The organism is Bacillus capparidis (genome assembly GCF_017832095.1).
GTDB classification, from domain to species: domain Bacteria; phylum Bacillota; class Bacilli; order Bacillales; family Bacillaceae; genus Bacillus; species Bacillus gobiensis.
Window position 1 is genome coordinate 514,053 of sequence record NZ_JAFDST010000002.1, and the last position, 18,926, is coordinate 532,978.

Here is an 18,926-nt window from a genome sequence, read left to right on the forward strand (position 1 = left end):
CATATTGACTAAACGCAAAAGCAATGTCACATTAGTACATGGAACGAATTTGAACATTTGAAGAGAGTCTGGAGGGTACATATATGAAACTAATAGCAATTGATTTGGATGGAACGTTGCTGAATGCGCAAAGCGTGATATCTGAGGAAAACAAGAGAGCGATAAAAAAGGCTTTGGATTCAGATTGTATAGTGGCTATCAGTACAGGTAGGGCTACCTTTGACGTAAAGTCACTGCTTGGTGATCTGGATATTCCGATCATTGCAGCAAATGGCGGAACTGTCCATGACTTTCAATACGAGCCTCTAAGCCATCTCACATTGGATAAAACAGTCGCCGCAGAAGTTGCGGACTATCTTACCAATGAAAATATTTATTTTGAAGTTTATACGGAGGATGCCCTTCTATCCCCTTTTGACGGAGAAGAAAAGCTGAAGGCTGAGCTTGATGTTGTACAGTCGGCAAATCCGGACGAGGATTATGAAACCCTTTGGCAAGGAGCGCTCACTCAGTTTAAGCAATTTGGCATTAAGCCTGTGCCAGACATTCATGAGATTTTCAGAAGTAATGAAAACGTCTATAAGCTGTTATGCTTTTCCTTCGATAGTGAGAAATTGCTGAAAGCAAGAACAATTCTTGAGGAAAATTCAGCACTCAGCATCACTTCATCAGGCAAACACATTCTCGAGATTTTGCCAAAAGAATCCGGAAAAGGGAGAGCAGTCAAGCTGATAGCGGAAAAATATCAAATTCCGAAAGAAAATATTTATGCAATTGGAGACAGTCCGAATGACATTTCCATGTTTAAGGAAGCGGACAATCGAATTGCCATGGCCAATGCCATGGACGAATTAAAAGAAATGAGCACCTATGTGACAAAAAGCAATGTCGAAAATGGTGTAGCCTACTTTATTGAAAACGTTTTGCTAAAAAAGTAAAAAATTTATCGTTGGCTAAGAAAGAAGGATAACGGTGAAAAAGTCAACTATCTATATCGTCTTGTTTTTCATAATGATGATCTGGGGATTTAATGTAACAGCCTTGAAGCTTCTGGTAGCTGAATTTTCTCCTGTGACCATAACGTCCTTTCGTATACTGACAGCAAGCATCGTCGTGATGGCTGTTTTATTTTCACTGAAAAAAGTTCGCTGGCTGACAAAAAAAGAAACGGGCTACGTGCTTGCAGGAAGTCTTTTGAACGTGGTTGCCCACCATTATTTTTTGTCGGTTGGGATGAAGTTTACTTCAGTATCAAATGGGGGTCTGATTCTCGGTTTAGGACCCATATTAACCTCCATAATGGCGATTATTTTTCTTAAAAATAAGATTTCGCTGCTCAAGGGACTCGGAATCATTTCAGGGTTTTCAGGTGTCTTTTTTATTATTGCGGAAGGTAGCGGAGTGACTAGCGTTTCCTTCGGGGACGTGTATGTTTTTCTTTCGATCTCCTCACAAGCGCTAAGCTTTATACTGATTAAAAAAGCAGCGAAAACGCTCGATCCTAGATTGATGACAGGATATATGTTGTTATTTGGCTCAGTTATCCTTTTTTTCATCAGTTTAGTGACAGAACCTGGCGGGTTAACAACATTAAGCAAAGGCTCATGGTTGGGCTGGCTTGTTTTTTTAGGCTCTGCCGTTTTCGCCACAGCGATCGGACATATGGCCTATAACAGTGCTCTCGGAAAAATCGGGGCACCAGAAGCAGCGATTTTCTTAAACTTAAATCCATTTTTCGCCCTCATTGGGGCTGTGCTTTTTGTAGGGGAAAAGATTCTTTTGACACAAATCATCGGGTTTGCCTTTATATTAGCTGGAGTCTTCCTCGGTTCGGGCGCATTCGAAGAAAAATATAAGCTGTCCAAACACAAGCGAATGGCAAGTGGAGTAAAAAGCGGTCAGTGATTCTGATCGTTTTTTATTTGGAATTCTCCAGCGAGGCAGCATCGATTTTCCCAAGAGCTTCTTCCGTTTCTTTGAAGGAACTCGCGGTTTGGTGAAGCAGGGTTTCAATAGTTATTGTCGTATTCATAAAATCGTTAAGTGCTTCAATCACATGTACAAGATCCTTTGACGCTTTATGCTCTTCGATTGCAGGAAATAAGCTGGTAAGCTGATCTACTTTATGGCGAAGACGTTGATAATCTGCTTCAACCGACATCCTTCTGGCGAATAATTCCTGTTGAAGGCTTTCTAGTTTTTCCGGATGTAACTTAACGACATTCATTGATAACCCTCCAGACGATTAAAGGTATTTTCTGGCATTACCCATCAACTGATCATAATAATCATTTAATTCTTTCCGAACGTCCGTTAAAGAATAATCAGCTTCATCACCTAATCGGTCGAATCCCTTAATGATTTCGTACAGCTGCTCCCTTAAGATTATAAATTCTTCCTTTGCTTTCCCGCTCCAGTCCAAATCTGAAGCGTCCAACAACTTGTAAGCTGCCATAAGGTCCTGAAACAGCATAGAGATTTCCGATCTGATGACGAGCTGGGACTGGTAGATAATATCTTCTTGGTTCGCAAGCTCATTAGCTTCAGAAACATACTGTTGATAACCTTCCCTGTTTGTCATCCTTCTTTTCTCCTTATTAAATGAGTCGTATGTCCTTATTTTACATAATTTTAAGTTTAATTGCTTGTTTTTAGATTGGAAATAGGAAAAAAATACTCTTTTCTCCTTTAGAAGGTTTTTTTAATTAAATAAAGCAAAAAATTCCGGAGAATTAAGTGAGAATCTTCATTCTGGAGGAAAATTGATCTTTCACACAAAAAAGACAGGTGTACCCCTGTCCTTCTGTATTCTATTCAACTTCAACAGTTAAAACCGCTTTTGTATATTGACTTGATGTAATGTATTCATCACTTTCTTCTCCTGGTATACCGCATGTTTCAAGAAGTTGTTGAAAAGCTCTTACTCCGCTTCCATCATAACCACTCGTTAATCCACCAATAACTTTTACATTATAATAATCACTGAGAATAAAAGTCTCATAGAAAAGGGAAACTTTATCGCGATTTTGAATAATCTTTTTCGGTTTCATAAGTTGTAATGCAGCTTCTGCCATCATATAACTCATATCTGGAGAAGCAAAAGATATAGTTACTTCAGGGTTATAATCTAAATCAAAATAATCTTCATTTTTGTGAACTTCCTTAATAAATATATATGCCAATTGGTTGCCTTTTCCTCCTAAGTGTCACACGACTCTTTCAATAGCCGCCAGACATGTCAGCAATCGAAATCACCTGTACTAGCTTGAGACCTGGTGAATTTTCCATTACCAGCATGTCTGCCTCGTTTAATTGTCTCGAAAAATAAAAAGTTATTATAATAAGATGGTATTAGTTCTATTGATAAAGTGATAGACTTCACAATCTCTTACATCATAAAATACTGGAATCTTGAACCAATATCAAGAACTGATATGTTGGCGGTTACTCCGGAATCAGGAAAGTTCTTATTCGTGATAACCAGCTTTCCTGATTCAATGGAAAACGTTGGTCCGTAATACATTGCGGCGTTGTGATTTTGGTGAAGTGATAGATTAGTGACTGTCCCTTTATCATCTCCCACATTTCGATATACGAGCAGCGTATACGCATAATTATAATTAGCTGCCTGTAAGTAGACAGATACGATGGAGGATACTCCGTTTGTAACGGATATTGTAGGGTTCGCGCCTGTCATTAATTGGAATGCGTTCTGGTATCTTTTTCTTTGGACATTGATAGTTCGGTCAGGATTGATTTGCACTCTATCACATAAGACCAGGTTTCCGAGCTGTGATTGATCGTCAAGCGCCGATACGGAACCAATCAAATAGACAGGACTATCATTTTTAGATACCATTTCCACTTTATACCCGGAATCGCCGTGATCAAAACTCTCAATCGAAATCGTTCCGTAGAAGGTTGCGGGTTCATTACCTTCGTTTTTAATAATTGGAGTTTCGCCTCTTGTCCAAATGTTGAATTCCAATGGGGCGTTAAACGGGATACAGTCCTTTCCGATTTTGATTTTAGGTTCTGTTTCGCCAGCGCCTTGATTAATCGTGCAGCTTTTGATGCCTGTGCCGTGAAAGCTTTCCACATTATTTGATTGCTTATATTCGACAGCTGTTTTGCAAGAGGCTCTGAAGTCACAGTAGGATGCAATGCAGCCTTCGGTGAATTCTTGTAAAATCCCATTATGGAACATGATACCCACCTGATTTAACTCGAATTGGCAAAAATCGACACGAAACCCGTTGACTCCGGCCACTTCGATTCCGATTGAATTCTCATTTCCGCGAAAACCAACGCCAAACAGCATTCCGCCAGTCATCATTCCCCAGCCGCCATGTACTTTGATTGCCGGTTTTCCAGCTGGAAGGTTTTCGCCGCTAATCACGGTGCGGCGGAATCCTTTTCCGAAGATAAGAGGCTTTTTATCGCCGCTGTCTATCAGAATTGTATCTGAGATCACATAAGCATTGTTTTCGTTGAGGTGAATAGGAACCCATCCTGAATATTCTGATGCTTTAATCAATCGTCGAAGTCTTTTCGTATCATCTGCTTCCCCATCTTTCCGGGGAAAATCCGAACTCTTTACGCCGTCAATATTCGAATAGGCCTGGGCCGTTTCGGTTTCGAACATTCCGGGAATCCCCATTGTACCTGCCGACAGTGCCAGTGCACCTATGCCTGCTCCCCCAGCTTTTAAGAAGTCACGTCTGTTGTATTGCTTACTCTTTTGATTAGTCATAATAAAGCCTCCTAGTGTGATAATTGAATGATATTGAGCAATTCCATTTACGCGTCTTGTGCTTTGATTCGGTTCTAATGACCCTATTATTTTTTTCGGCAAATACAATATAATGTACAAAATAAATATAAATTTTTTATGCCATTTAATATAGTATTTTTTCCCATGTTTATCATGTCAGCACAAAAGGGATTCAACACACATTATTTTGTATAAGGGGTTTTAATATGTTCCATCATCGCCTCGGTCCAACGGTATTAAGCTATCGAAAGAAAAATGGTATGACAATTCGTGAATTCGCCGATTATGCAGGAATCAGCACTTCGCTTATCAGCCAAATTGAAAGAGGGCAGGCAAATCCCTCGTTAAGCGTATTGGAACTGATTGCGAAAGCATTAAAAGTTCCGCTCTTTTCTCTCTTTATCAATGATTTCGATACGGATTCTCTCATTTTGAGAAAACAAGACCGCAAGAAAGTGTATCGAGAAAATAGTGACCATATTGTTTACGATGTGTTAACGCCGGATTTTATGAAGGCACATATTGAACTCTTAATGATGGATTTAAATGCACACGCAAGTACGACGGAAGATTACTATTCTCACGACGAACAAGAAGAAATCGCTGTCGTCATGAAAGGTCAAGCGTATGTTGAAATGGAAGGAATTGAATATTTTTTAGACGAGGGAGATGTCGTACGCATTCCGCCAAATGTTAAACACCGATTTTTGAACAAAAGTGATCAACCGAATCATGTTTTGTTCGTACTTATTCCATCTTTATTTTAAAGTAGTAATGTAATAAGAATATAGATTGCCAATCTCTTTATTGTAGTGATAATCTTGGATAAAAAAGGTGAGTTATATGACAACAATTTGCGTGATCGGCAGTGTGTCAATGGATTTGGTTGTTACTACTGATATCAGGCCTGTTGTTGGCGAAACAGTCTTGGGGAACTCTTTTCAAACGGTTCCAGGAGGAAAAGGAGCCAATCAGGCAGTAGCGGCAAGCAGACTCGGCGCAGACGTCTTTATACTTGGCATAACAGGAAATGATAGTTACGGAGAAAGCATTTTAAAAAACTTAGAGAATAACGGTGTCCACACTGATTATATGGAGAAGGCAGATAACACAAAAAGCGGGACTGCACATATCATTCTCTCAGAGGGCGATAACAGTATTATTGTCGTCAAAGGAGCAAATGACCATGTTACTCCGGATTATGTACTCGGAGCGACGGAAATCCTGAAAAAAGCCGACATCGTACTCATCCAGCAGGAAATACCTGAAGAAACGGTTCAATATACAATTGATCATTGTGAGAAGCTGAAGATACCTGTCCTGTTGAATCCTGCACCCGCACGACAGGTTGCGGAGGAAATCATTGAGAAAGCAACCTATCTTACCCCAAATGAATACGAAGCATCTGTTTTACTAAACGGTCGTACCGAAGAGGAAGCACTGAAAGCGTATCCAAATAAATTGTTGATTACGAAAGGAAAAAACGGGGTTCGCTACCATAATGGCATCGAAGAAAAACAGTTTCCGTCGTTTCCCGTTAAAGCTGTTGATTCAACGGGAGCGGGAGACACCTTCAACGCAGCACTTGCCATTGCGCTGGCTGAAAAAATGAAGATGGAAGATGCTCTTCTTTTTGCAAATCGAGCCGCCTCTTTATCCGTCTTGAAATTTGGCGCTCAAGGCGGCATGCCGACACGCGCTGAAGTTGACAGTGCACTGCGGCAATAATCTAATTAGAGTACCTGTGTACTCTCTTTTTTTTATAAATTTAGAAAAAGGTATTACATAAAACTAAGCAATAGCCACGACCAATAAGACTAGTGAGGTGCTGCTTCCATCATAACTCCTAATTCATTTTCCATACGTTGCTTAAACTCTTTTGGCGAACATGCATTATACTTTCTAAACAATTTATAGAACTGAGCCATATTAGAGATACCCACATCATAACCCACATTTGTAATACTTAGATCACTGGTCATTAATAGACGTTCGGCTTTTTTTATTCGCTGATAGTTAACATAATCAATAAAGGATGTACCCATTATTTTCTTAAAATATTTTATGAAATAGTGATAGCTTAAGCCTAGCAATGAACAAGCCTCTTCCACAGTAATCTTATCCTCTAAGTTTTTGTCTATATATTCAAGAACTGGTTGCAATCTATTTAAACCAGCTTCTTCTGTGTAGCTCAAAATATTATGTGTGTCGTTTCTTAAAAGCAAGAGCAGTATTTGTTTAATGACAGAACTAATAGCAATTTCATAGCCTCTCATTTGTATTTGTGATTCTTTAAAAATTTCCATAATTAAAGTATGTATTTCACCTTTTACAAATTGATTTTCTTCAAAGATATAGTTTAATTCATCTAAAGGATTGGTCAGTTCAGAGAAACAATATAGATAAGGCATTGTACTTTGGTCAAAATGTTTTCTTAAGTCAATTTGGAACACAACGTAACGTAAATTATCCGAAAGAGGCTTAGAACGATGTGGTTGAGATGCACCTAAAACCATAACATCACCTTGTCCCATACAGACATATTTATTTTTAGTCTGTACACCTAATTTCCCCTCAACAACAGCAATAAATTCTACTTCTTTATGATAATGCCAAGGGTGGCTCTCTATTGAGGTGAAATCATTTTTTTTAATATTGATTTCCCATATTTTCAGAAAAAGCAATGGATTTTGGTAAATAACTTCCTCGTTATGTGCTTCTAAATTATTGAGATCATTGTTATGTGTTGAAGACATATTTCACTCCTCCTGATTAGAATATAACACTTTTAAAAATATAAGAAACTATATTTCGGCTTATTTTTTCTTTCAATTTTTAAGCTAATGAAAGCGGATGACACATTTGAATAGAAAGACAGCAAAATTAAGCATATCCTTCGTTGTCCATATTTTTTATACTAATTACTGAAAAATCTAGAAGGAGGCTTGTTAATTTGGTAAATGTTACAGTATGGAATGAAAATCGACACGAACAAAAAAATCCAGTCGTAAGTGAAATTTACCCTGCAGGAATACATGGGGCCATTGCTTCTTTTTTAGAAGAAGGAGGGTTTCGCACTCAAACCGCAACATTAGACGAAGAAGAACATGGACTCACAGATGATGTATTGAATCAAACAGATGTATTAGTATGGTGGGGACATTTAGCACACGATGAAGTAGCAGATGAAGTAGTCGAAAAAGTAAAACAGCGTGTATTAGATGGTATGGGACTAATTGTGCTGCATTCCGGTCATTTTTCGAAAATATTCAAAACATTGTTGGGTACAAGCTGTGATTTAAAATGGCGTGAAGCGGATGAAAAAGAACGTTTATGGGTAGTAGAACCAAGTCATCCGATTGCAGAAGGAATCCCAGAGTTTATTGAGCTCGATCGTGAAGAAATGTATGGGGAGCATTTTGATATTCCGGCTCCGGATGAGCTAATATTTACAAGCTGGTTTGAAGGAGGAGAAATTTTCAGAAGCGGCTGCACATTTAAACGCGGAAACGGGAAAATCTTCTATTTTAGACCAGGACATGAAACTTATCCAACGTACCATAATAAAGATATCCAACGTGTAATCATAAATGCCATTCAATGGGCAAAACCGTTAGAAAGAAAACGCCCTGTCTATGGGAATGCACAACCACTTGAACAAATCACCGTAAAAAATTAAATCATATGAAATTAAGGGGATAGAAATTATGGCAAAAGTAAAAGTAGGGGTCATTGGCTGTGGAAGCATCGCGCAAAATCGCCATTTACCAGAATATAAAATGAATGAAAATGTTGAATTAGTAGCTGTTTGTGACGTGAATGAAGAACGAGTAAATAGTGTAGCACAGCAATATGGCGTAAATGCATACACAAATTATGAAGAACTTTTAACAAGCGGTACTGTTGATGCAGTCAGTGTGTGCACACCAAACTATCTGCATGCGCTGATTTCGATTGCAGCTTTAAACGCAGGCATTCATGTATTATGTGAAAAACCAATGGCTACATCAGAAGAAGAAGCACAAGCAATGATCGAAGCAGCAAAAACAAACGGCAAAAAACTAATGATCGGCCATAATCAACGCTTTGTTTCTTCCCATCAAAAAGCCCGCCAGCTGATTGAAGATGGAGAAATCGGAAAAGTCTATTGCTTCCGTACAGCTTTTGGTCACGGTGGACCTGAACAATGGAGTGTAGACGGAAAAGAAAGCTGGTTCTTTAAAAAAGAAGAAGCATTTATTGGTGCGATGGGAGACTTAGGCGTGCACAAATCGGATTTGCTTCGTTATTTATTGGGAGAGGAAATTGTTGAGGTTGGTGCATTTGTTGAAACCAACGCTAAAGATTTCGCTGCTGTTGATGATAATGCAGTATGTATTTTGAAAACTGAGAGCGGTATCATTGGAACGCTGGCAGCAAGCTGGGCTTATAAAGGTAATGAAGATAACTCGACCATTATATACGGAGAGAAAGCCATTCTTCGTCTAGAAGAACACCCCGTTTATTCACTAGTTGTTCAGTACGCTACAGGAGAAGTTGTCAATTATGAATTAGGAAAAATTCAGTCGAATGATGAAGGCGGACAAAGCAATTCTCACGTGATTGAACAATTTGTACACAGTATTGTTACAGATGAAGAGCCAGCTGTCACTGGTGAAGAAGGATTAAAATCTCTTGCTGTTATTTTAGCTGCTTTAAAATCAAGTCAGACGAAGCAATTTACCTGTGTGCATGAGGAACAGCCGGCAGAAGGCATATTACAGCATATAAATAGCTAAGTTCGATGTTAAATTCGCCGTTACAGGGTATCTTTCACTCCATTTAAAAGATATCTTTAAAGTAGTAGAAGCAGTTTGTATACCGAATAAACTTTCGTAATGAATTTTGAAATATTTTGTGCTACCAATATCGAAGGCGTTTTCCCAATTAAACTGTATACTAAAATGAACAGCACCCCGCCAAGGAGATGCTAAAGTTAGTGGCAGCACTTCACGTCTCGCAATTATAGATAAAACTGGGGGAAAATAAAATGAAGCTTGGGGTATTTACGGTTTTATTTGCAAATCTTACATTTGAAGAGATGTTAGATAAAGTAAAAGCAGAAGGTCTTCATGCGGTTGAAATCGGTACGGGCGGCTATCCAGGAAATCATCACTGCCCATTAGATGAATTGCTTGAAGATGCAGGAAAAAGAGGAGATTATCTAAAAGAAGTAGAAGACCGAGGGCTAGTAATTAGCGCATTTAGCTGCCATGGCAATCCAATCTCACCAGACGAAGGCTTTGCAAAAGAGTCTGATGATACGCTTCGTAAAACAATTAAATTAGCATCATTATTAAACGTTCCAATTGTTAACTGTTTTTCTGGAACAGCAGGAGATCAAGAAGGTGCTAAATATCCAAACTGGCCAGTGACTCCTTGGCCAAATGAATACGGAGATGTATTAAATTGGCAGTGGGAAAATAAGCTCATTCCATATTGGAAAGAGCTCGGGGAATATGCAGAAAAACACAATGTGAAAATCGGGTTGGAATTGCACGGCGGATTTTTAGTACATACACCGTATACATTATTAAAGCTTCGCGAAAAAACCAGTAAAGCAATTGGTGCTAACTTGGACCCAAGTCATTTATGGTGGCAAGGTATCGATCCTGTAGGAGCAATAAAAATTTTAGCGAAAGAAAATGCTATTCATCATTTCCACGCAAAAGACACATACTTGGATCAAGATAATATCAATATGTATGGTCTGACTGATATGCAGCCGTATGGAGAAGTACAAACGCGTGCTTGGACGTTTAGATCCGTTGGTTGCGGCCACGATGTAAAAGAGTGGTCAGATATGATGAGTGCACTTCGTACGTACGGATATGATTATGTCGTAAGCATTGAACATGAAGATCCAATCATGTCGATTGAAGAAGGATTTAAACGAGCTGTTTCGAACTTACAAAGTGTATTAATAGAAGAAACACCTTCACAAATGTGGTGGGCATAGGGATAAGGGGAATTTTGATACTTGTCTTATAGGGAATAATATCAGACATTTTCTATATTACCAGGAGCTTTGGCTTCGACATAATTAATAAAAATGCTGGCGGACAACCTCTTACCTGCCCGAAATTTCCCGGGAAAAGTTAGCGAAATTTTGTGGAATAAAGAGAAACAGAGATTCAAAAAAGCACTGATGTACTCATTTGGCATCAGTGCTTTTATCACTTAGTATTCGTTCAACTTCGAATGCTTTCTCCCATATAAAAAGTAAACAATCAATCCAATTACCAACCAAATTAAGAAACGGATGAAGGTGACTGATCCGAGATTATAAATCAGAAATACGCAAAACACGACAGCAAGAGCTGGAATAACCGGGACTGCCGGACACCTGAATGCTCTTGGAAGATCCGGGCGGGTATATCTTAACACGATCACAGCAATGCTTATTAAGACAAATGCAGACAGCGTACCAATGTTCACAAGACTCGCCAATTCGTCAAGCGGAACAAATCCGCCAAGTAATGCAGCTGTGATTCCAAAAAACCAAGTAGAAATATACGGGGTTCCATGCTTAGGATGTACTTTTGATAGTATAGAAGGAACCAATCCATCGCGAGACATCGCAAACATGACTCTCGTTTGCCCATAAAGCATGACGAGCATAACCGTTGTCATTCCAAGAATAGCGCCAATATCAATAATAGCTGCTGCCCAGTTCTGGCCGGCCACCTCAAGCACACTCGATACAGGATTCGTTACCCCTTCGAATTGAGCAAACGGTACAACTCCTGTCATAATCCCAGTTACTACGACATATAACAATGTACAGATCAGCAACGACAAAACAATTCCGCGCGGGAGGTTTTTCTTCGGGTTTTTTGTTTCTTCTGCAGCAGAAGCAACTGCATCAAATCCGATGAAAGCAAAGAACACAATTGCCGCTGCTGCAAATACCCCATTAAAGCCAAACGGCAAAAATGGTGTCCAATTATCAGGCTTGACGTACGTAAAAGCCATTACAACAAAAAATAAGACAACGGCTACTTTCACAATAACCATAATGTTGTTCACACGTTTCGATGCTTTAACACCTACGTATAATAATATTGTAATCAGCATGACGATTAAAAAAGCAGGAAGGTTAAAATACGTAGTCGCACCTTTCACCGCCCCAGGTGCAGCAGTTAATCCAACGGGGAGCTCCAACCCGATTCCTTTTAAGAAGGATTGAAAATACCCAGACCATCCGACTGAAACAGAACTTACTGCAAGCAAATATTCAAGAATTAAGTCCCATCCGATAATAAAAGCCAACAGCTCTCCCATTGTTGCATATGTATACGTATAGGCTGAACCGGATATAGGTACGGTCGAAGCAAATTCAGCATACGCCAACGCCGCGAATAAACAAGCCAATCCAGCAATAATAAATGATACGATTAGTCCTGGTCCTGCTGTGGTCGCACCGGTACCGGTCAACACAAAAATTCCGGTCCCTATAATAGCGCCTATCCCGAGCATCGTCAGATCAAAAGTCCCTAGTTCTTTTTTCAGGGTATTTCCTTTTGACACAGATGCAAGCATGTCCTCAATCCCTTTTTTTCTAAACAAACTGCCTCTCATCAATTTCACTCCTAATAGTAATTGTATGATTTTTCAGAATAGAACAATAGTTATTTCAATATTATAACGATTGTTTCTCAAAAAGAAAACAGAAATTTATTACTCAAGCACATCTGGAAAAATCCTCTACTTTCCAGATATGTTTATTCCATGTATACTATTTTTAATATTTATGCTCGGAAATTCAGAGGATTCCATATCTTCTTTCTTTTTTCACTTGATCATAATCAGCTTTTTCTATCCGCATAATTAAAATTTTCATGGTAGTATTATACATAGAAGATGACGGAAAGGATTGAAGACGCAAGATGATAAAACGATCAGCCGAAAGTGTCGCTACCATGCTAAATGAATGGTACAGCTACATCCGCAAAAATAAGGTCGAAGAAGCCGAGATTTTAAAGAATGAGATTTTCTCCATTTTAGATGAGATGGAAGAAAATCAAGACGTGCTTCTTTATTATTCTTTGCTGGACTTCCGTCATCAAATTATGTTGAGCTATTTAAAACCTGAGTCAGCCGGAGATGTAAACAATCGGCTGAAGCAGCTTGAAGATAAAAAAGACGAGCTAACCGGATTGCTGGATTACTATTTTTATCTTTTTAAAGGGATGTATCACCTGAAACAACGGGATTATTTAACTGCAATCGGCTGTTATAAAAATGCGGAAACCAAGCTAAAAGAAGTAAAAGACGAAATTGAACGAGCGGAATTCCATCTCAAAATTGCCGAAGCTTACTATTACATGCAGCAAACTCCTTTTTCAATGAACTACGCCATGCAAGCTCTTGAAATCTTCAAACAATATGATCTTTATACCATCAAAAGAGTCCAATGCCGATTTATTATTGGAGGGAATCTGATCGATGTGCTGAATTATGACAAAGCGAAGGAATTCTTTCGCGAAGCCCTATTGGAGACAAAAAGCCTCAAAGAAAAAGATCTTCATTTGCAGGCAACGGCTTATTTTAATTTGGGCCTTTGCAGTTTTTATGAAAATGATTACGAGAACGCATTAGAGAATTATTTATTTGCAGCAGATATTTACGAAGAACAAACCTCATTTTTTCTGCCAAAGGTGTTTCTCAATTTAATGCGGGTCCGAATCAAACAAAATCAGTTTAAGGAAGCTGAAAATCTGTACGAAAAAGGGATAGACTATGCCATTCGCCTAAAGGACGAGGAATGCCACGCTAAGTTTATGCTTTTTAAGGCGACTTATCTTCAATACGATGAGCAATTAATTATAGAATCTTTTCAATACTTCGAATCGAAAAATTTATTTTCAGATTTAGAGGAATTGTCACTTGATGTAGCCAATTACTACACTGAAAATCAAAATTTCGACAAAGCAAATTCTTACTACCGAAAAGCAATCTTCGCCAGACAACAAATTCAAAAAGGAGAATGTCATTATGAGATTTAAAACAAAAAGGCTTGTTCTAATCTTCATAATTGCTTTAATCCCGTTCACTCTGCATATTGAACAAGGCAGCCAGCTGTTTGAACGGGTGATCACGTATTCCTTTGATAAAAATTAAGTCTCTAGCAAAAGTAAGATTTTTTAAAGATCCCTGTTGATTGAAGAACCGCTTTGGAAAAGCTTATCTTCAATCGCAAGGGATCTTTTTTTGCGCGCTTTATTTCTGGTGTTTCTGGGGATGAGGGAATTTGTCGCATGATCTGCAAGAAAATTAATTAATATACCTGGGATATTCGATTTGTTTCGAATATAGAAGAAATCTGTTCTCGAATATACGTGATTTTCTGGATTTATGAACGATCTGGAACTCGTTATGCGCGATTTTCTGGGTTTATGAGTGATCTGAACCCGTTTTGCGCGATTTTCTGAGTTTATGCGCGATTCGACTCGCATTTTGCGCGATCTTCTGGGTTTATGCACGATCTTCACCCGTTTCGCGCGATTTTCTGAGTTTATGCGTGTTTCGACTCGCGTTTTGCGCGATTTTTTGAGTTTATGAGCGATCTTCACCCGTTATGCGCGATCCTTTCAGTTTATGAGCGATTCGACACGCATTTTGCGCGTTTTTCTAGGTTTATGCGCGATTCGACTCGCGTTTTGCGCGATCTTCTGAGTTTATGAGCGATCTTCACCCGTTATGCGCGATCTTCTGAGTTTATGAGCGATTCGACTCTCGTTTTGCGCGATCTTCTAATTTTTTTCGCTCTGCAGTTCACTAATTAATCACTCATAAAATTCTAATGGTAGTGTATACTTTCGGCTTTTCAAGTTCCCTGTATATTGTAGATTTAATGCTGTCAGCAGTCTCGTTACGATTGATCGAGAATCCACCTGCAAAAATTCTCTTGCCTGCTGGTTCGTTATGGTTGGTCCTATTAGATAGGCGTAATCCTTCAAAGTCTCGATGTGGGCATGTTTGTCATAGTCCATGCAAGCTGGGCAGTACCAGCCTTTTTTGCTTTTTTCCAATGGTAGAAACGAACATTTTGGGCAGTGGACTCCTGTCTTTATTTCTTTTTCATTAATTTGAAAGGTTTTCAAAATGTCCGGATTTGATGGTGTGTGCTGTTTGATTAAAAGTCGGGACATTTTCTTAAGATCCTTTATCTGTAGTATTTCTTTCTGATATTTTTGTTCCAGCTGTTCGATTTTATCGAGAAGAGCTGCCGCGTGAATGACTTTTTGCATACTGCCCCCGACTTCCGATTTTATGATGGTCGAGGGATGGCTGATTACGATTAAAGGAAGTATCGGCATTGCGGGAAATTGGTTTTCTGCGACCCATGATTGAAGGTGCTTCTGCTGTCGTTTCGCCTGCAGCAATGGATCTGGAAATGCCTGTTCCTTTCCGTCATAGGTGCGGATCAGCTGGTTGAAGGATCGATCAAAGTAAAGCGTACCGGAGATGTTTTTCACTTCAAGATGGATCAGGAAACGAGTTGTTAAAATCAGAGTATCCAATTGAAAGAAATGATTTCGTTGAATTCTAACATCGTGGAGAATATAATAATTCTTCTTCGGCAGCTGGGAGAAATAATAATCGAGCGACTGCTCCGCGAAATCCTGCCAAACGTTTGGATCGCTCTTCTGCCAATGCAGGTTGCTTGGAATGCTTTGAATCAATTCTTCTTTTAATAGCTTCAATTTTTTTAAGATGCAGCGGTACTTTTCTTTCTTTTACTATCAATGCGAACTCTCCTTTCTTCCTCTGTTCATTCGACATTCCTTTGCTTTTCCCCTTTCTTTTTTTAGGTCTAAAGTAACAAATTACCATTAAGTTAATAGACCTATTAACCGAAATATAGAATAGAGAAAACAATTACAGTGAGGTAACGAAATGGTTGAAATTCATCAAAATATGGCCATGCTCGCAGTATTATCAGACAACCATAAATACCGGTACTATTACGAGAAAACATGGAATAAATACAGACCTTGTGCTTGCGTCATTTTGCTGCATCCGAGCCTCGATGATGTCTTAAAAAGCGATAAAACCGTCACGAGCTTGACGAATTATTTTATCGATCAGCATTATGACAAATTTATCGTCGTTAATTTGTTCGCCTATATGACTTCTGATTCAAGCGAGCTAAAGAAAAGCGAGCAGAGCTACGAACAAGTAAATCGATCCTATTTCGAGAAAGCATGCGCCGGATCCGATATGATTTTTATCGGCTGGGGCAGCGATACGAAGAAATTTGTCTCTGCAAAAAGAGACGCTGAAGAAATCCTTCGTCCCCTACAAAAGCAAGCTGAAATGCTTCGTAGACGACCGGGGGAAGTTTCCGCGCCATCCACGTGATCTGAACGAAAGGTGGAGTATAGAAGAATATCATTTCTTTTATATTTAAGATTACTGCTGTTTGACGTATACTAGAGTCAGAAAATTGAGAGGAGTTTTAAAATGAACTATTATGCGGCGATTCTTTTTATGGAAAAACCGGAATTAAATCAGACCTACAGAGCTGATCATCTAGAATACTTGCAAAAGCTAAGTGATGAAGGAAAGGTTTTCAAAAAAGGGGCATTTGCCGATGGAGCAGGCGGCATGGTGATTTACCAGGCAGAGTCACTTGAGGAAGCAAAAGAATTGGCGGAAGCCGACCCTTACATAACCAAAGGAGTCAGACGGCTGGAGCTTCATGAGTGGAGGATATAAATAAGTAACCCGCCATTTTGGCGGGTCTATTTTAAATAGCGTTCTTGGATGATTTGACGATGGTGGAGCTCGTGGCCGGCTACGATATATACAAGGGCACGGACAGTAACCTCAAAGTTGCTTGCGATACCGCCCCGCAGCCAAGCTTCTTCAGTGAAACTCTCCAGTAATTGCAATGTAGATTGTCGGACAGAATGTAAATTGTCAAGAAGATCTTGCACCGGCTGTTCATCAAATACAGCGTTGGAAACATATCCATCAATATCATATCCAGGAAGTGAAGCAGTCTCGCCGCGGCCAAAGGTGAGAAGCCGGTATCCCATCACACGCTCGGTGTCTGCAATATGGCCAAGAACTTCTTTCAAGCTCCATTTTTCAGGTGAGTATCGAAATTGCCCCTCTGCTTCAGTCAAATCTTGTAACAAGCGAATCGTTTCTTTCATTTGGTCGTCTAATATTTGCAAGATATCCCCATCCGGTACTAAGCTTATGTATTTTTCATAGTACTCATTATATTCACTGATTTCTGGACGTTTCATCATTTTTTTTGCCGCCTCTCCATTGTGATTTAATATCCTGAATTCCGGTCCACAATCCCTGCAAGCTCTTCCTCATTTATATATCTCTTTAGATTTTCAAGAAAAAAATGTCCGACCCTCGACGGAGTGCTTATTCCTGAAAGATGAGGCGTGACATAAACATTCGGCATTTCCCAAAGCGGACTTTCTTCTGAAAGCGGTTCATGCTCAAACACATCCAATACGGCGCCGCGCAGATGTCCTGACTTCAACACATCGATCAGATCATCTTCGGCCACCACTTGCCCTCTTCCGACATTGACTAGATAAGCGGAAGGCTTCATCGCTAAAAGAATATCTCGATTGACAACGTGATAAGTATTTTCTGTAAAAGGAAGCACTAAAACAAGATAATCAAGCTCTTTGACAAACTCACGCCACTCATCCGGATGAAAATGCTTGTCAACAAACTGTGCTTGCTTACCGCTAACGCTTAAACCGTGAATCTTCATATCAAAAGCGCGTGCTTTCCTGATCATTTCCCCGCCTATCGAACCTAAGCCGGCAATTCCAATCGTTTTTCCTGATAAAAGCTCTGGTTCAAACGGAGCCCATTTTTTCTCCTTTTGAGCCGATTGGATGGCTGTGATGCGTTGATTGAAATGGAGAAAATAACTAAACACGTATTCGGCAATCGGCACGCCGAATTGATCGACAATCCGTGTAAGCTGTGATTGCTTTGAAACATGTGGTGAACTGACCAAATCATCAACACCTGCTCCCAGCGATTGAATCCATTTTATAGAGTCTGTTTCCGAAAGCAAATGCAAAGGAAACTTCCAGCATAGTAATATCTCTGTATCTGCTATGATCTCTTTTACTTCTGCCGGACTCGATGCAGAAAAAACATTGGTATACCCTTGTTTTCTGATCATATTCTCATAGTCTTTTGCTTGATTCGGGCTGTAAACGACAATTTTTGGCTGTCTTGTCTTCATTTGCTGCACCCCCCTTTCTATGATACATATTAAATTATGATAAAACCATCTTGAATCTAGTAAAAATAATACTTGTACAGACCTTTAGAATATGAAAAAAGGGAGGAATGAATATGCCAGCGCCAAAAGCAATTACGTTTGATTGTTTCGGTACACTGATTGATTGGGAAAGTGAAGTTCAAAGGTGTTTTACAGATATTCTTGAAAAGCACAACGTTTTTGATGTCGATATTATCGCACTGCAACGACGGTGGGAAGCAATTCAATTCGAGTACATTCAAGAACAGTACCGCCCCTATAAAGAAGTCCTGAAAAACACGCTGCAGATGACCTTTCAAGAGAATAATCTGCCATTTAACGAGGATGATGCTGCCCGATTTTCTGAATCAATGGGAACATGGCAGCTCTTCGAGGATACGAAAGACGCCTTGCTGGAATTAAAGAAATACACAAAAATCGCACTCATTACAAATACTGATGATGCGATTATCCAAGAAACTGTAAAACAACTCGGTGTTGAATTTGACGAAATCATCACCGCCGAGCAAGCGGGAGCCTATAAACCGAGTCATAAAGGATTTCATCTTGCCCTCGAACGTTTAGGCCTGGAAAAATCAGAAATTCTTCATACCGGATTTGGCTTCAAATATGATGTTGTGCCAGCCACAGAACTAGGGATCGAGTCTTGCTGGGTAAACCGCTATGGCGAGGTCCGGCCGGCGGATGTCGAAGAAACATATCTGGTCGGCGACATGAAAACCTTTGCTTTACTGATCAAAGGGATGGCAGCGGAGTAATGCAATTTTAAGAGGTTGACTCCTCACTGAGCCAACCTCTTTTTTCTGCCCATCCTGGCAATATATCCGACCTTTA

At 39.5% G+C, this 18,926-nt stretch carries 21 protein-coding genes; 12 read left to right on the top strand and 9 right to left on the bottom strand.

Features of this window, described 5'->3' with window-relative positions; translation table 11 throughout:
• The first annotated feature begins 83 nt into the window (after positions 1-83).
• Together JOC74_RS09620 and JOC74_RS09625 are read left to right on the top strand one after the other, a co-directional pair.
• Positions 84-938 (top strand): Cof-type HAD-IIB family hydrolase, encoded by an 855-nt coding sequence (locus JOC74_RS09620; protein WP_211086135.1) that lies wholly within the window; start codon positions 84-86, stop codon positions 936-938.
• A gap of 34 nt (positions 939-972) precedes the next feature.
• Complete coding sequence (locus JOC74_RS09625; RefSeq protein ID WP_053604366.1) at positions 973-1,905, top strand: DMT family transporter; 933 nt, start codon at positions 973-975, stop codon at positions 1,903-1,905.
• Positions 1,906-1,918: 13 nt separating this feature from the next.
• Here the strand turns inward: JOC74_RS09625 and JOC74_RS09630 are convergent, their stop codons facing one another.
• From JOC74_RS09630 to JOC74_RS09645, 4 genes are all read right to left on the bottom strand, one after another.
• Positions 1,919-2,227 (bottom strand): hypothetical protein, encoded by a 309-nt coding sequence (locus JOC74_RS09630; protein WP_053604367.1) that lies wholly within the window; start codon positions 2,225-2,227, stop codon positions 1,919-1,921.
• 18 nt (positions 2,228-2,245) lie between these two features.
• Entirely contained in the window at positions 2,246-2,581 is a 336-nt protein-coding gene (locus JOC74_RS09635; protein ID WP_053604368.1) for a hypothetical protein, read from the bottom strand.
• Positions 2,582-2,810: 229 nt separating this feature from the next.
• Positions 2,811-3,182 carry a hypothetical protein gene (locus JOC74_RS09640; RefSeq protein WP_053604369.1) on the bottom strand — a complete coding sequence of 124 codons (372 nt, stop codon included), beginning with the start codon at positions 3,180-3,182 and terminating at the stop codon, positions 2,811-2,813.
• 206 nt (positions 3,183-3,388) lie between these two features.
• Positions 3,389-4,753, bottom strand: coding sequence for a twin-arginine translocation signal domain-containing protein (locus JOC74_RS09645; RefSeq protein WP_053604370.1), 1,365 nt, complete (start codon positions 4,751-4,753; stop codon positions 3,389-3,391).
• 227 nt (positions 4,754-4,980) lie between these two features.
• Here JOC74_RS09645 and JOC74_RS09650 point away from each other — a divergent pair, with 227 nt between their 5' ends.
• The gene (locus JOC74_RS09650; protein WP_211086136.1) at positions 4,981-5,541 is read left to right on the top strand and encodes a helix-turn-helix domain-containing protein; all 561 of its coding nucleotides are present in this window, start codon (positions 4,981-4,983) and stop codon (positions 5,539-5,541) included.
• 76 nt (positions 5,542-5,617) lie between these two features.
• The gene (rbsK, locus tag JOC74_RS09655) at positions 5,618-6,502 is read left to right on the top strand and encodes a ribokinase (RefSeq protein WP_053604372.1); all 885 of its coding nucleotides are present in this window, start codon (positions 5,618-5,620) and stop codon (positions 6,500-6,502) included.
• A gap of 89 nt (positions 6,503-6,591) precedes the next feature.
• On the opposite strand, the gene JOC74_RS09660 is transcribed toward rbsK, so the two are convergent.
• A complete protein-coding gene (locus JOC74_RS09660) occupies positions 6,592-7,530 on the bottom strand; it encodes an AraC family transcriptional regulator (RefSeq protein WP_053604373.1) in 939 nt (312 codons plus the stop codon).
• 197 nt (positions 7,531-7,727) lie between these two features.
• Here JOC74_RS09660 and JOC74_RS09665 point away from each other — a divergent pair, with 197 nt between their 5' ends.
• The 3 genes from JOC74_RS09665 (at position 7,728) to JOC74_RS09675 (ending at position 10,772) form a co-directional block, all read left to right on the top strand.
• A complete protein-coding gene (locus JOC74_RS09665) occupies positions 7,728-8,453 on the top strand; it encodes a ThuA domain-containing protein (RefSeq protein WP_053604374.1) in 726 nt (241 codons plus the stop codon).
• Positions 8,454-8,481: 28 nt separating this feature from the next.
• Positions 8,482-9,552 (top strand): Gfo/Idh/MocA family protein, encoded by a 1,071-nt coding sequence (locus tag JOC74_RS09670; protein WP_053604375.1) that lies wholly within the window; start codon positions 8,482-8,484, stop codon positions 9,550-9,552.
• Positions 9,553-9,803: 251 nt separating this feature from the next.
• Positions 9,804-10,772 carry a sugar phosphate isomerase/epimerase family protein gene (locus JOC74_RS09675; RefSeq protein ID WP_053604376.1) on the top strand — a complete coding sequence of 323 codons (969 nt, stop codon included), beginning with the start codon at positions 9,804-9,806 and terminating at the stop codon, positions 10,770-10,772.
• 221 nt (positions 10,773-10,993) lie between these two features.
• On the opposite strand, the gene bcaP is transcribed toward JOC74_RS09675, so the two are convergent.
• The gene (bcaP, locus tag JOC74_RS09680) at positions 10,994-12,394 is read right to left on the bottom strand and encodes a branched-chain amino acid transporter BcaP (protein WP_053604377.1); all 1,401 of its coding nucleotides are present in this window, start codon (positions 12,392-12,394) and stop codon (positions 10,994-10,996) included.
• Positions 12,395-12,702: 308 nt separating this feature from the next.
• On the opposite strand from bcaP, the gene JOC74_RS09685 reads away from it, so the two are divergent.
• Together JOC74_RS09685 and JOC74_RS23915 are read left to right on the top strand one after the other, a co-directional pair.
• A complete protein-coding gene (locus JOC74_RS09685; protein ID WP_053604378.1) occupies positions 12,703-13,821 on the top strand; it encodes a response regulator aspartate phosphatase in 1,119 nt (372 codons plus the stop codon).
• The gene (locus JOC74_RS23915) at positions 13,811-13,936 is read left to right on the top strand and encodes a hypothetical protein (RefSeq protein WP_264080131.1); all 126 of its coding nucleotides are present in this window, start codon (positions 13,811-13,813) and stop codon (positions 13,934-13,936) included. The genes JOC74_RS09685 and JOC74_RS23915 overlap by 11 nt, the downstream gene beginning before the upstream one ends.
• A 665-nt stretch (positions 13,937-14,601) precedes the next feature.
• Here JOC74_RS23915 and JOC74_RS09690 read toward each other — a convergent pair.
• Positions 14,602-15,522 (bottom strand): nuclease-related domain-containing protein, encoded by a 921-nt coding sequence (locus tag JOC74_RS09690; RefSeq protein WP_225970234.1) that lies wholly within the window; start codon positions 15,520-15,522, stop codon positions 14,602-14,604.
• Between the two features lie 193 nt (positions 15,523-15,715).
• On the opposite strand from JOC74_RS09690, the gene JOC74_RS09695 reads away from it, so the two are divergent.
• Together JOC74_RS09695 and JOC74_RS09700 are read left to right on the top strand one after the other, a co-directional pair.
• The gene (locus tag JOC74_RS09695; protein ID WP_053604382.1) at positions 15,716-16,180 is read left to right on the top strand and encodes a DUF1643 domain-containing protein; all 465 of its coding nucleotides are present in this window, start codon (positions 15,716-15,718) and stop codon (positions 16,178-16,180) included.
• Positions 16,181-16,282: 102 nt separating this feature from the next.
• A complete protein-coding gene (locus JOC74_RS09700; RefSeq protein ID WP_053604383.1) occupies positions 16,283-16,537 on the top strand; it encodes a YciI family protein in 255 nt (84 codons plus the stop codon).
• Positions 16,538-16,563: 26 nt separating this feature from the next.
• Here the strand turns inward: JOC74_RS09700 and JOC74_RS09705 are convergent, their stop codons facing one another.
• Both JOC74_RS09705 and JOC74_RS09710 read right to left on the bottom strand, forming a co-directional pair.
• On the bottom strand, positions 16,564-17,079 hold the full coding sequence (locus JOC74_RS09705; protein ID WP_053604384.1) for a DinB family protein: 516 nt from the start codon (positions 17,077-17,079) through the stop codon (positions 16,564-16,566).
• Positions 17,080-17,105: 26 nt separating this feature from the next.
• Positions 17,106-18,053: a D-2-hydroxyacid dehydrogenase gene (locus JOC74_RS09710; protein ID WP_053604385.1), complete on the bottom strand. Its 948-nt coding sequence runs from the start codon at positions 18,051-18,053 to the stop codon at positions 17,106-17,108.
• 113 nt (positions 18,054-18,166) lie between these two features.
• On the opposite strand from JOC74_RS09710, the gene JOC74_RS09715 reads away from it, so the two are divergent.
• A complete protein-coding gene (locus tag JOC74_RS09715; protein WP_053604386.1) occupies positions 18,167-18,850 on the top strand; it encodes a haloacid dehalogenase type II in 684 nt (227 codons plus the stop codon).
• The last annotated feature ends 76 nt before the right edge of the window (positions 18,851-18,926 follow it).

Bases quoted from the DNA above. Each gene is read 5' to 3' on its own strand.
- JOC74_RS09620 (WP_211086135.1), top strand. From the start codon at position 84: ATGAAACTAATAGCAATTGATTTGGATGGAACGTTGCTGAATGCGCAA.
- JOC74_RS09630 (WP_053604367.1), bottom strand. From the start codon at position 2,227: ATGAATGTCGTTAAGTTACATCCGGAAAAACTAGAAAGCCTTCAACAG.
- JOC74_RS09635 (WP_053604368.1), bottom strand. From the start codon at position 2,581: ATGACAAACAGGGAAGGTTATCAACAGTATGTTTCTGAAGCTAATGAG.
- JOC74_RS09645 (WP_053604370.1), bottom strand. From the start codon at position 4,753: ATGACTAATCAAAAGAGTAAGCAATACAACAGACGTGACTTCTTAAAA.
- JOC74_RS09650 (WP_211086136.1), top strand. From the start codon at position 4,981: ATGTTCCATCATCGCCTCGGTCCAACGGTATTAAGCTATCGAAAGAAA.
- rbsK (WP_053604372.1), top strand. From the start codon at position 5,618: ATGACAACAATTTGCGTGATCGGCAGTGTGTCAATGGATTTGGTTGTT.
- JOC74_RS09660 (WP_053604373.1), bottom strand. From the start codon at position 7,530: ATGTCTTCAACACATAACAATGATCTCAATAATTTAGAAGCACATAAC.
- JOC74_RS09670 (WP_053604375.1), top strand. From the start codon at position 8,482: ATGGCAAAAGTAAAAGTAGGGGTCATTGGCTGTGGAAGCATCGCGCAA.
- JOC74_RS09675 (WP_053604376.1), top strand. From the start codon at position 9,804: ATGAAGCTTGGGGTATTTACGGTTTTATTTGCAAATCTTACATTTGAA.
- bcaP (WP_053604377.1), bottom strand. From the start codon at position 12,394: ATGAGAGGCAGTTTGTTTAGAAAAAAAGGGATTGAGGACATGCTTGCA.
- JOC74_RS09685 (WP_053604378.1), top strand. From the start codon at position 12,703: ATGATAAAACGATCAGCCGAAAGTGTCGCTACCATGCTAAATGAATGG.
- JOC74_RS23915 (WP_264080131.1), top strand. From the start codon at position 13,811: ATGAGATTTAAAACAAAAAGGCTTGTTCTAATCTTCATAATTGCTTTA.
- JOC74_RS09695 (WP_053604382.1), top strand. From the start codon at position 15,716: ATGGTTGAAATTCATCAAAATATGGCCATGCTCGCAGTATTATCAGAC.
- JOC74_RS09700 (WP_053604383.1), top strand. From the start codon at position 16,283: ATGAACTATTATGCGGCGATTCTTTTTATGGAAAAACCGGAATTAAAT.
- JOC74_RS09705 (WP_053604384.1), bottom strand. From the start codon at position 17,079: ATGATGAAACGTCCAGAAATCAGTGAATATAATGAGTACTATGAAAAA.
- JOC74_RS09710 (WP_053604385.1), bottom strand. From the start codon at position 18,053: ATGAAGACAAGACAGCCAAAAATTGTCGTTTACAGCCCGAATCAAGCA.
- JOC74_RS09715 (WP_053604386.1), top strand. From the start codon at position 18,167: ATGCCAGCGCCAAAAGCAATTACGTTTGATTGTTTCGGTACACTGATT.